Source organism: Pseudomonas sp. Irchel s3h9 (assembly GCF_900187475.1).
Classification (GTDB): Bacteria; Pseudomonadota; Gammaproteobacteria; order Pseudomonadales; family Pseudomonadaceae; genus Aquipseudomonas; species Aquipseudomonas neuropathica.
In genome coordinates, this window is the sequence record NZ_FYDH01000012.1 from 1 (window position 1) to 11,922 (window position 11,922).

At 48.3% G+C, this 11,922-nt stretch carries 12 protein-coding genes; 4 read left to right on the forward strand and 8 right to left on the reverse strand.

What is annotated here, in order from left to right; all coding sequences use genetic code 11:
- Positions 1-415: 415 nt before the first annotated feature.
- Together CKW26_RS19915 and gspH are read right to left on the reverse strand one after the other, a co-directional pair.
- Positions 416-1,024: a prepilin-type N-terminal cleavage/methylation domain-containing protein gene (locus tag CKW26_RS19915; RefSeq protein WP_095049822.1), complete on the reverse strand. Its 609-nt coding sequence runs from the start codon at positions 1,022-1,024 to the stop codon at positions 416-418.
- A complete protein-coding gene (gene gspH, locus CKW26_RS19920) occupies positions 1,021-1,467 on the reverse strand; it encodes a type II secretion system minor pseudopilin GspH (protein WP_038369315.1) in 447 nt (148 codons plus the stop codon). Before gspH ends, CKW26_RS19915 begins: the two co-directional genes overlap by 4 nt.
- A gap of 120 nt (positions 1,468-1,587) precedes the next feature.
- Here gspH and CKW26_RS19925 point away from each other — a divergent pair, with 120 nt between their 5' ends.
- The 3 genes from CKW26_RS19925 (at position 1,588) to CKW26_RS19935 (ending at position 6,252) form a co-directional block, all read left to right on the forward strand.
- Entirely contained in the window at positions 1,588-2,019 is a 432-nt protein-coding gene (locus tag CKW26_RS19925) for a type II secretion system protein N (RefSeq protein ID WP_095049823.1), read from the forward strand.
- 367 nt (positions 2,020-2,386) lie between these two features.
- A complete protein-coding gene (locus CKW26_RS19930) occupies positions 2,387-4,486 on the forward strand; it encodes an ATP-dependent endonuclease (protein WP_177409264.1) in 2,100 nt (699 codons plus the stop codon).
- 8 nt (positions 4,487-4,494) lie between these two features.
- The gene (locus tag CKW26_RS19935) at positions 4,495-6,252 is read left to right on the forward strand and encodes a UvrD-helicase domain-containing protein (RefSeq protein ID WP_177409265.1); all 1,758 of its coding nucleotides are present in this window, start codon (positions 4,495-4,497) and stop codon (positions 6,250-6,252) included.
- A gap of 95 nt (positions 6,253-6,347) precedes the next feature.
- On the opposite strand, the gene CKW26_RS19940 is transcribed toward CKW26_RS19935, so the two are convergent.
- The 5 genes from CKW26_RS19940 to CKW26_RS19960 all read right to left on the reverse strand — a co-directional run bounded on the left by CKW26_RS19940 (position 6,348) and on the right by CKW26_RS19960 (position 9,678).
- Entirely contained in the window at positions 6,348-7,226 is an 879-nt protein-coding gene (locus CKW26_RS19940; protein WP_095049826.1) for a putative phage abortive infection protein, read from the reverse strand.
- A 71-nt stretch (positions 7,227-7,297) separates the two neighbouring features.
- Entirely contained in the window at positions 7,298-7,978 is a 681-nt protein-coding gene (locus CKW26_RS19945; protein ID WP_095049827.1) for a hypothetical protein, read from the reverse strand.
- A gap of 198 nt (positions 7,979-8,176) precedes the next feature.
- Positions 8,177-8,575 (reverse strand): hypothetical protein, encoded by a 399-nt coding sequence (locus CKW26_RS19950; protein WP_095049828.1) that lies wholly within the window; start codon positions 8,573-8,575, stop codon positions 8,177-8,179.
- Positions 8,572-9,177: a hypothetical protein gene (locus CKW26_RS19955; protein WP_218251774.1), complete on the reverse strand. Its 606-nt coding sequence runs from the start codon at positions 9,175-9,177 to the stop codon at positions 8,572-8,574. The genes CKW26_RS19950 and CKW26_RS19955 overlap by 4 nt, the downstream gene beginning before the upstream one ends.
- A gap of 3 nt (positions 9,178-9,180) precedes the next feature.
- Positions 9,181-9,678 carry a PAAR domain-containing protein gene (locus CKW26_RS19960; RefSeq protein WP_095049829.1) on the reverse strand — a complete coding sequence of 166 codons (498 nt, stop codon included), beginning with the start codon at positions 9,676-9,678 and terminating at the stop codon, positions 9,181-9,183.
- A gap of 679 nt (positions 9,679-10,357) precedes the next feature.
- Between CKW26_RS19960 and CKW26_RS19970 the strand changes: the two genes are divergently transcribed.
- A complete protein-coding gene (locus CKW26_RS19970) occupies positions 10,358-10,717 on the forward strand; it encodes a DUF6124 family protein (RefSeq protein WP_095049831.1) in 360 nt (119 codons plus the stop codon).
- Between the two features lie 180 nt (positions 10,718-10,897).
- On the opposite strand, the gene CKW26_RS19975 is transcribed toward CKW26_RS19970, so the two are convergent.
- On the reverse strand, positions 10,898-11,839 hold the full coding sequence (locus tag CKW26_RS19975) for an aromatic alcohol reductase (RefSeq protein ID WP_095049832.1): 942 nt from the start codon (positions 11,837-11,839) through the stop codon (positions 10,898-10,900).
- Positions 11,840-11,922: the final 83 nt, after the last annotated feature.

Below are 11,922 nucleotides of genomic sequence, written 5' to 3' on the forward strand. Positions count from 1 at the left end.
TCTTTATCGGCGCTTGGGTGAAAGGAGGAGGGGCGAAATCTCCCACGGTCTGTGCTGCGTCAACAGTCAGAATCGAGCCTTGTCCCTCCTCCTCCCTTCAAGTCCTACCATACAAGCGAGCCTGCTCACGAATGCGGCCTGCCAGCCAACCAATCTCTTGCTGATGCACCCGATCCAACTGTAGGAGTGAGCCTGCTCGCGATGACGACCTCACAGCCAACCAATCCCCACTGACCTCACCCAATTCCTGTGGGAGCTGGCTTGCCAGCGATGACGGCCTGCCAGCCAACCAATATCTACCGGTTGTACTCAATCCCTGTGGGAGTCTGGCTTGCCAGCGATGGCGGCCTGAAAACCGACCAATTTCCAACTGATTTCAACCAATCCCAATGTAGGAGCTTTGCAGGGATACGCATCAATCCAACGGCCCAATCACCTGCCGATACTTCTCCACCCCCTGCGCAGTCCCTCGACTCAACCGAATCTCCAACCCCAACGGATCCTCCCGCCGATTCCCGCTCAACTGCCGCCACCCCTTATCCACCTCCCAAACCCGCACCTGCACATCACTGACATCACTCAAAACAGCAACCCCATTCCCAGGCGCCGGCAACGGATACCGACTCCGCGACTCAGCCACCGCCCGATACAACGTGTCACCCTTGACCCACCACCGCACCCGCTGCAAAGCCCCCGGCTGATCCGCCGCCGTGCGAATAATGTCCAGCCGAAACCCCTTACTGTCGCTACTGCGCACAGTCAGAGCGGGCGGGGTGGTCGGCGGCTCATCATCCACCCCAACCTTCTTCGGCTCAGTCAACTCAATCCCCGCCCGCATCTCCACATCTCGCTGCAACTGATTCAGCGCCCGCAACAAACCGTCACTCTGCTCACTGCTCGCCTGCAAATGACTGTCCGCCCGCGTCACACTGTCCAGCCCCCGCCAGGCAATCAAACTCACCACCGCCATCAACAAAATCGCGACCATCACCTCAATCAACGTAAACCCTTGCTGGCGCTTCATTGCAGGCTGATCCTGCCACTGCCATCACGCAGCACACTCAAGCGATTCAAGCCATCCGACAACGTCAATTGCAGCGGCGGATTGATCCACTCAGCGTTCAGCACAACCTTCTGTTTCGGCTCCACCCGCACCTCCATTTTCGGACTCTGCCAGGCACGCGGCCGCAACTGCGGATCCTGCGCGAAATGATCAAACCCCTTGCCACTGTCACTGCGCCGACTAAAGCGAAACCCCTTGGCATCACTCACCCACACAATCGGCCGCCCATCCGCGCGCGCCTCCGCCTGCGCCACTTGCAGCAACTGCGCCACACGCTCGGCATCCTTGCGCAGCAACTGCAACGGATCGGGCTTGATACTCAGGCTGATCGCCGCACTGGCGATGCCGATGATCACCAGCACCACCATCAACTCGATCAGCGTAAAACCCTCTTGCCTGTTCATCGCGCGCGCGCTCCTTTGCGTCCTGCGCCATCGTGCACGGCCAACATGTAAGGCGTGTGAAATAAAACGGAGAGAATTGCCGCGTAGGCTGACAGCAGGGATAAAAAGGAGATTCAACCCATGACTTTCACCGCACGCTTTTCCCCACCCCAAATGGTCCAGGCCCTCGCGCTGCTCGCAGCGCTGGTCGGCGTGGCGACGTGGTCGTCGCTGCTACTGACCTCCGCCGAATCACACACCCCGGCAGCGGCCCCGCAGTTGCTGGCGGCGCGAAGTGATAGCCCGGCGTTGCAGTGGTTTTCCAATCAAACGGCGCCGATGGACATCAAGGTGAGCGGGGTGATGGCGGGGAGTCGGGGGGCGGTGGCGATACTGAGTTTGAACGATGGGCCGCCGAGAAGTTTTTTGCAGGGGGAGAGGGTTGGGCCTGGGGTGAAGTTGGTGGCGGTGGAGGGGGATGGGGTGGTGATTGAGCAGGGTGGGGAGAGGGTAAGGTTGGGGGTGGAGAGGTTGGGGGAGGGGGTGGTGTTGCCTAGGTTGGTGAGGCCGTGAGTTGTTGGGAGAAGGGAGTTATTTTGGCGTTTCAGTCGGGTAGAGGGTTTTGGATTGGTGGGAGATCAAGGCAAAGTGAGGCTTCGGCAATTTGCCAAGATGATGCATGGAATCCATCACGCTCTGCCTTGTGGAGTCACGCAACAGATTAAAGGCTTGTATCGATAGGAGTGATTTTAGAAAAAAATCTCTGCTGAAATTGGCGCCGACACTGATTCCAGTCTAAGAATGTAGAACTCACAGCGACTACCAATTTCGCATCAGGTAGTAAAAATTCCAAATGACGGGCTGTGGAGAAAACGGCGTGTGTTCTGATTTCGAAAAATGACGCTAATCAGTTAAAGCACCTATAGGCATGGAAGGCTGTATGTATATAAGCTCTCTTAAAATTAGAAATTTCAGGAATTTTTTAGCCTCAGAGCTTGTATTTAATAAGGGGGTCAATACTATATTGGGCGAAAATGGCTCGGGGAAGTCTAACGCTCTATACACTTTGCGTCTCCTTCTAGATGACACCCTTCCTAGAAATATTGTTAAGTTGTGCGAAGCTGATTTTTGTCGAAGTTTATCTTCCTGGCGTGGTCATTGGATAATTCTTTCCGTAGACTTTTCAGAGTTAACGGCTCACGAAGGGTGTCAGATATTAAAGCATCTTACTGGTCATATGGTGGGTGAAGGGCAAGGTACACTAACGTACTATTTTAGACCAAATCTAATTGTTAGAAAAAAATTGTTCGACTCTAATTATGATTTTGATGAGGCGAAGCAAGTATTAGATAGTATTGTTATCGATGATTACGAAGTGGTATTTACAGGAAGGTCTAAAGTAAATTTTCTGAGTGATGAATCGTATAAGGAGTTAGTTGGGGATTTTGAGAATGGTATTTTTCCTGATCCCGAAGATTTAAATTTTGATGCTTATGGAGTAAAGATATATCCAGTTCATGAAGAAGTGTCATTTACTTTTGTTAAAGCTCTCCGAGATGTGGTGTCAGATCTAAAGAACCATCGAAGTAGCCCATTGCTTTCTTTGCTGAAAGGACTTGAGTCAGAGATTGATGAGATTGAAGCGGATGGGATTTCCACGTTGGTCTCTGAGCTTAACGGAGCGATCTCAAGTCTGGATCAAATAAAGAGCTTGTCCAAAGGGATACAAAGTACACTGCATAATACGGTTGGTTATACATTCTCGCCAGTTATTGATATTCAGTCTTCACTGCCAAGTGAGCTTGATAAGTTGTTGCAAAAGTTATCGCTGACCGTTGGGGATAATTATATAGATGGCTATAGCGGTGACTTGAGTGAATTGAGTCTGGGTGGGGCTAATTTAATCTATATTGCACTTAAGCTTCTTGAGTATGAGCGTAAACAAGAGGCGGAAAAGGCTGGTCAATTTTTGATTATCGAAGAGCCTGAAGCCCATATTCATACTCATATACAAAAAACGCTATTCGAAAAGCATTCAACCGGAAAGACGCAAGTTTTTCTTTCTACACACTCCACGCATATTTCATCTGTGGCAAAAATCTCAGAGATGAATATTTTAGGGTTGGAGAGCGGTGAAGTTGATGTTTTTCAGCCAGCAAATGGGATTTCGCAAAAAGAGTGTAGTCGCATTGAAAGATACTTAAATGCTACACGTTCGACACTGCTATTCGCAAAGGGAGTAGTGCTTGTTGAGGGGGATGCCGAGCTTATAATCATTCCTGCACTGGTTAAGAATGTATTGGGTGTGTCCTTAGACGAGCTAGGGATTAGTTTGATAAATATGGAAAGTGCCTTTTTTGAGCATATTTCAAAGCTATTTGATGCTAAGAGAATTAGGAAGTGTTGCGCTATTATCACGGACTTTGATGAAAGTATTGTTGTGCTTCCGAATGATCCGGAAGATGATACGGACTATCAGCGAGATTGCCGAAACTCTCAGAAGTCCGGCCAGCAGAGAAAGGCAGCTCTAGATGATTTAATCGCTGATAATGTGTATGTTAAAGCTTTTTATGCGAGGCATACATTTGAAGTTGATTTCATCATGGCTGATAATTCACTGGAAGTAATCGAAGTTCTCTCCTCGATATACAGTAAGCCGTCTAACATAACTGCGTCAAAAAACAAGCTTTCAAATTCAAACATAGATATTTACGGAAAGGAAGTACTTCGATTAGCTGAAAAAGTAGGAAAGGGGTGGTTTTCGCTGCTGTTGGCAGAGAGGATTTCTTCACAGGTCTTCATTCCACCTTATATATTGGCTGCAATAGCCTTTGCTTGTGGCGGTCGACTATCTGAGCAGGTCTTGTACAAAATGTGTGCGCATCGCTTGAGAAATCCGATGCCGATATTAGAGGATAAGGACAAGCCGATTGCATTTTTTGAGGCAAATAAGATAGATCCTTCATCTTGTATAAATGAGTTTTTAAAGGTTTGCCCAGACGATGATTTGAGTCTTCTAATAAATTCGTTGCGTCGGTAATGTATGATATGGAATTAAGTTTGGAACAGTCTAATGCTGTTGTGTATGATGGGAATGCATATGTTTCCGCATGTCCTGGCAGCGGAAAAACAAGAGCATTAACAGCAAGAATTGCAAAGGGTGTTTTCGATTTATCCTCTCGGACAGAAAAGGTATTGGCTGTAACATTTACTAATCGTGCTGCTGAAGAGTTGCGGTCAAGAATTGAGGTCAATCATACTTATGACCATAATAAGCTTTGGGCGGGGACTATTCATTCTTTTGCGTTGGATTGGATAATTAAACCGTATGCTGCTTATTTAGATTTGACGAAAAATGGGTATTCAATTGTAGATGAGTATGAGTCAAAGAGAGTTCTCGCCAGGCTAAAAAAAGAGTGCGGGGTAGGAGTTTACGATGACGTTAATACAAGGCTTGATCGTTTTGGGAAAGCTTACAATAGGTCTAAATCAGCTGAGGCGGCATTAGAAAAGTATCACCAATTTTTAAGAGTTAATAAAAAAATTGACTTTGATCAGGTTTTGTATTTGGCTTTTCTAATCGTTTCCGGTCGCAAGGAAGTGTCCCAGCTTTTATGCTCACTGTTCCCGCTTATTTGCATTGATGAAGCTCAAGATGTCAGCGATTTGCAATATGCGATATTGTCAGGAATTTATGGTGGGGGGCAAATAAAGCCGAAATTGTTTATCGTCGGTGATACAAATCAGGCGATATATAAAAACATAGGTGCCGTTTCTAGAGATGTTGACGAACTTAATGTTGAGTTTAAAGGAGCCAACCTCAGGCTTTTTGAATTTAAGGATAACTACAGGTCTACTCAGCGTGTGGTTGATTACTTCTCTTACTTTAGAGAGGTCAAGGGAGTGGTGTCAAAGGCCTCATATTCTAATGAGCCTGGCGTAATTAAATTTTTTAATAAAAGTATAGATAAAGCTCAGTTGCCGGATGTGATTGCGGAAATAATACAGTCGACAATTGATTCAGGTGTCTCTGAAAGAGAGATTTGCGTGATAGCCCCTCAGTGGGCCCATATTAGATCAATTACTAGAGATTTGATAAAGCTACTTCCAGATGTAAAGTTTGATGCCCCGGCCCTTACTCCATTTTATGGGCAGCAAGACAATTTTTGGCTGTTAATTGCAAAGCTTGTTCTAACCGAACCCTCCGGGCGTTTGGTGGCTACTCGAAGCCGTTGGGCGTCAGAAGCACTTGAGAAGTTAGATAGGGAATTCGGCTTTGCAATTGATAGAAGCTCTAAGGAGTTACTGTATATTATAAATTCATTCTGCTCATTAGAGGTCGTAGGGACTACTTACTTGTCTAAGTGTTTTGTTTATATGATGTCCAAACTGGGTTTGGATATAGCAGGACGACTCAAGGATGAGTATGATGTTTTTTTTGAAAAGGCGAGCAAAAATATTGAGGCTAATGAAGGTCAATATGGAAACAATGTCTGTGTGTTTAAGAGCTTTTTCAAAGAGTCGGTTGGAGTTGTAATCAATACTTGTCATGGTGTGAAGGGTGAAGAATATAACACCGTAATTGCATATGGTTTGCTCCGCGGGTTTATCCCACATTGGAACGATATAATTGATAGGCCAGATTATGTTGGCTTGAGCTCTGAATCAAAAATGCTATATGTGATAGCTTCAAGGGCAAAAAAGAATCTTTACTTGTTTTCTGAGAGCGGGCGTATGACTAATAAGAAGCGTCCTTATCAGACTTCAGGGGTTATACAAGGCTATAAATATAGTTATGATTTATAGGGGAATGGGGAAGGGGATGGATTTATTTTAGAGGAAGGGAATGTTTCAAGATAATAAAACAATCCCCTTTTTTCGAATATAAAAATTTGGCGAGCTTATAAAAAATTTGCTGTCGGTACCAAATGCATGTGACTTTTATGCAGCAGTAGGTCTGTTGGTAAGTTTCTTAGGAAACCAAGTTCTAGAACCAATGCTCTTAAACGACTTTCGCCATGAAGCGCAACATGATAGAAGACAAGTATTTTTTCATACTCCGAAAGTTGAGCGGAAACCATTGATAGGTAAGGTTCGACCGAGTTTGATTCGGACTGTATGTATCCTAGAACGACAGATAGGCTTTCATGCCAACTGTGTAAGTTTTTCCTAGTTGGCTCCCAAAAGTCAGCATACATAAATTTAAGTTCATTCAGGCCTTCAAGCGTAGTAATGTGGAATTCCTTTCCGCCATCTCTAAACCTGTTTCGATATTTTGTTTTTAGCCTAGAGTGGAATCGTTCCATGCAGTCCGAGCCGGTGACTATTTTATTAGTTTTGGATAAAAGCAAGTCAATGGATTGGGTTAGAGTAGAGTGTATCTCAAGCATTTTAAGGAAAGTGACCTCAAAACTTTGTTTTCTGAAAGCGTCTACTTGCTCACTCAACGCATCTGCTGAGCGCCGCATTTCCTCCCTGGAATCTCTCAACTCTACTTTCTGAACGACTATCGTTAAAAGCAGACCCATAAAAGTGAGAAAAGTCAAAAATGGGTTAGCAATGCCACCAAAAAAATCGCCAAAAATACCGTGATTAGGCTCTTCAGATTTGTATGAATATGCAGTTAAACCAATATCGATTATAAAAATCGATAACACCACCATTAAAGCAAAAACAAAAATTCGATACAAGCCTCTAACACCTAGATCGTCGCCAGGTTTAACGAAAGACTCAAACCACTGATAAGGTTTATTCCATATTTGCAGTAGCTTTATCCACATCGGAGACATCCTTTATAAGTCTTAAGACTATTGCGACAAATTTTCAAAGGCCAAGAAAAAAAGGACCAGATTTATTTTTCAGAAAATAGATCAGTCTCCTTTGTTTTGATCCTCTTTTTTTCGTTTTTCAGTTCCATAGCCCCCAAAACCATGAGTGCTTTATCCAAGCTTCTATAGTCATTAATTTTCTGCTTGTCTAGGTTCGAATCCAGTAACTTGTCGATTACCTTGATGAATTGCCTATATTTTTTCAATTTGTTCGCGGCGGAGGTTCCCGGCGCAGGAAGCTCTGGATATTCATATCCAGCTAACGCTGGGTTTTGATCGATCAGCACTTTGCAAGCCGCTTGGACATTTCTATCTACAATCGGAAAATAATCTGGGTGGCAAAAATGAAATACTGCTGAAATTGTCGGTAACTGAAAGCCTCGAGTAGTCACGAGGGTATCGAAAAATGGCTCTAAGTTCTTAAATCGATCAGATGCGTCTATAGAGACCTTTCTGACGTTAAGGATAGCCTTGATCGCGGTAAATACATCTTCTGGAAACGGAATTTGAGACTTGTAATTTTTAATTGCAATTAAAGGTAAAATTACTTCCAAAGCTTGCTTGAATGAATCACTGGTCAATACCTTAGATGCGGTAGTTGAGTCGTATCTGGCCACCAATGCTAAAATTTCTGAATAGCGTGCGTCTGCATAGTTTGGATAGTTCGAATCAAACTGCTCCGCATATTTATCAAGGTTTTCCAATTCGCCCCTCCTGCCTCAGTTGGATACACAATCGCAAGCGCCTTCGTCGAGAAAGTGCAGGTGTTATTGAGTGTTTGCGCTCAGTTGTATTGTCCAGGTTAAATTTCCAGTTTTTTTCATTTGCTCTGACTTCATATAAAACTACGAAGGAGGGGGGCGAAAATAAGCTGCCCCTTTGTTTGCTTAACTCGCGTCGTCTTAATTGGTTTCTGGAGATGCATCCGGACATTCATCGGTCCATCGCGTAACCTTCATGTCTTTCAGTTGTTCACCAATGGTGTCAACGCGCAAGCAGGTGCCTTTCTTTGAGTAGAAGAGGATGCAGCGCGAGCTATCAAAAGAGCAGGTATCGAGTTCCAGGAAATTTTGTGCAGCCAGTTCGCGCTCTACACCGCTGTATTCATAGCCATCGCTGATGTGCATCCGGGTTGGCTTCCATCCTTGTTTGATCAACTTGAATCTGGCTGACACCAAGGGCTCATCGACTGCAATGCCAGTTGGCCCGTGCTTGTCGTTTGTCGCTTGCGTACCGCCGGCAAACGCGGCGCTTGTACCCGTGCAATATATTGCGAGGAGCAAGAAAATCGGGGCCTTCATTTAGTAGTTCCTCCAGCTGATTTGTAGCTCCCCAAAAACTTTGGATACTCGGCGTACGGTTGAGGCGGGTAGTGGTTCTTCTTGCCTGGCCCTTCCGGGAGTGCCGCCCACCTTGTGGCCGCCTTCGGCATTGCGCCCGGAATGTCTCCGGCTTTGATTTTGTCGATCACTCCGAGCGTGCGAAGAATGTCGACCGTAATAAGGTCTTGTGTATGGGGCGAAAAATCTGTCAGCCCCATCTTCTCGCCGTACTCTCGCCATGTGGCAACGTTGATTTGATACAAGCCCGATGCCGTAGTTTTACCGCCGTAGCCAGCGCCCGGATGGGTGGATTCGTCAGTGAAAGTCCATTTTCCGGTTTTAAATCCCTCGGCCCAGCCATGACCGTATTTCGCGTGATAGTCACCGCCTTCGGCTTCGCCAATAGCGAACAAATATGCCTTGACGTTTTTGTCCTTCAAATACTCTTCGTTCTCGGCCCGTCTTTTCTGTTTTTTTGCGTTCAGCTCTACAGTTTTCTGGGTTTCGTCTTTGACGGGCGTTACCGCTCTGGTGGCGACGGGAGACATCTTCCTGCCATTTCTGCTAAGGACTTCAGCCATGCCTTAGTCCTCCAGAAACAGTTGGATTGTCTCGGGCAGGTGCGAACTCACTACATGTGTGTATCCCATCTCATCACTTACGCCGTGTTCCAGGCTGCCATCAGCGCGTTGAATGGCATATTCAAGATTGGCCAAAGGTTCGCCCGACTCTTGGTCAACCAATCTGAACTTGTCGCTGAAGTGCACGGGCATCGACGTCAGACCGCTGAAAGGCGCTGATACGACGGTGTCGCCAATGATGACCGTGCCGGATCCACCGATAACCACGTTGCCGTGGCCACCGGTACTGTCTTTGGTCGCAGCATTCAGCCCATTGATGAAAACCGTAGCGCTGACGGCGCCCGTGATTGGGCTACCGCAGGCGGACTTGTCGGTCATTCGAGCGGCGGCAAGGCCGTCGAAATTTACATTGGGCGAGCCGCTGACAATAGGGTTTGTGCCATGCCCGGGGAGCGGGCAATTGGTTGGATCTGTCACTCGCGCAGCAGGTTTGCCACTCATGAAATGTTCCTTTTCAAAGTTTCAGTTTTCCTTGACCGGAATGGAGTCGATATAGGGGCGGGGGATATCGGCTGCCAAAATAATGCGGGGGTGACCAGCGTGTACGCGAGAAGAATGGGCATGTCCTGGGAGGGGCGCATAAAGTTTTACTGTCTATGTAAATGTGCTGCGCGCAGCATGCCCGAGGCAGGCGGCGCGCTCAATATTTACTTACAAATTATTGGTTGACTGTAGGAGACGGTCGCAATGCGGGGGGCAAGCTCGGGTGATCTCTAGCAACACGTGACGGGATCGATTTTAGAAATCGGGATGCGATGAGGCTCGATAAACGCCAACGTTTAAAAAGACATCTCCAAACACTCTCCCAGGCTACACATCCTTGCGCCTTTGCCTACAGCTACGCCAGAATCCGCCGGCTTGTGCGCTTTTGGGTCGGATTCTATTGTGGTCGGGTCGCTGACGAATCAGCGATCGGGTTTGGTAGCCCGGCTTAGACTTGGCGCATAGCGTCACCCGATACAGACCTTTTGGGGCTGTGTATTTATGGTGGCCATGCGCAGGGCGTCTTCGGGCGCGCCGGTTCTCCAAGTCACCGGTCTACCAACCTTCGTATGGCCACCACCCCTTCGTTTGGTAGCGAAAGATGATGGCTCCTTTTCTACGATTTGGAGATTCACTCATGATCAAACCAACACCCAACCCGCCCGAAACCGCCTCGGTTTCCCCCTACGAATCCATCGATTCCAAAAAACTCCACGAAGCCGCCGACCGCGCGCTCGACCATTACCTCTGTCCGCCCGGGTCCACGCCGCCGCCACGTAAAAATCGTGGGATGTACGCCGTGACGGCCGACAACAAAAACGAAGAACTGCTGATCGATGCCAGTGAAACGCTCGCTTCGGCTCAAACCATTGCGCAGAACGTCGCCAGTTTGTTGCCGGCGTCGCAGCGTCGGGCGCTGTTGGGGATTGCGCAGTTGATCATGCTCGGGGAGTTGGCGGTGAATCGGGCGTTGGATAATTTGCAGTTGCCGGAGTGATGCGGGTGTCGGGATCACCTGCTGATTGATCGGGTGTTCATTCTGGCGCCTTCGCGAGCAGGCTCGCTCCCACCTTTGAGCGTGTTCCAAGGTGGGAGCGGGCTTGCTCTTCAGCCGCGATCAATGTTGAGACGATGTACGCGTATCTGTACCCGCGAGTGGCGGGTTGCTTTCTTTGCGTCAATCGACTGCCAAGTTATCCCGAGCCCACTGTTCCGCCGTAGTGACCTGAATCGACTGCCGCTCGTTGAACGTCCCCGCTTTAGGCCACGACACGCCTCTGCCTTGGGCAAATACGGCGCGGTATTTTTTGATGTGGTGAGTGGGGTCTTTTTCCAGTTCCTGCATCAGGTACGGAACCGTCCAGACGTTACGCTTGAACGGCCGCCCCAGCACACGTTCTAGCAGGCTCGCCACTTGTCCATAGGTCACCGTGTCGCCAGACAGGTAGACGATCTCATTGCGAAAGCGCGGTTCGAAGAAAACGATGTCCGCTGTCAGCTTGCCGATGTCCTGCGGTGTCGTGAGCGTCACGCTGGTTTCCAGGCTGCCCAAGGCGTTGACGGTGTGGTTCTCAAAATCGACGACTTCAAATACCGGCTCGAACAGAAAACTGGTGAACATGCCGGTCGAGATGATCACCCATTCGGTTTTATCCTGGGCGCGGAGCAACTCGCGCACGTCGAGTTGCGCATCGAACAAGTCCTGCGGGCTGCCCCGGCCAATCACTTCGAAATCGACGCCGAACTGCCAGGGGAAATAGCGCTTCACGCCGGACTTGAGCGCGGCTGTCGCCAGTTTCATCGGCGTTTCACGGCCCGCGACCATGCCTGCGCAGCCTATGACGGTGTCGAATGCTGCGAACACTTCGGCCAGTTGATCGATGGAATCGTTAACCAGGTCTGCAGCGACTAGCTGAATGCCCAGACTGCGCAGTTCATCGACTTCCAGTTTTTTCTCGGGAGCTTGTGTGTTGATGGTCGAATCCCTGAGCAGGACGCTGATGGAACTGCCGGGCGAGCGCTTGGCTACCCGCGCAAGATTGCGCAGCACCGGCAGGCCGAGTTCGCCGGCGCCGAGTACGAGAATGGATTGTGGGGAAGGGTGGGTCGCTGCGGTCATGATGTCTCCTGAGATCTGTCGTCTGTATGATTTGGCGATGCTGGCACGATTGCGCAGCGCTCAGAAGAAGGCACACGCGTGAT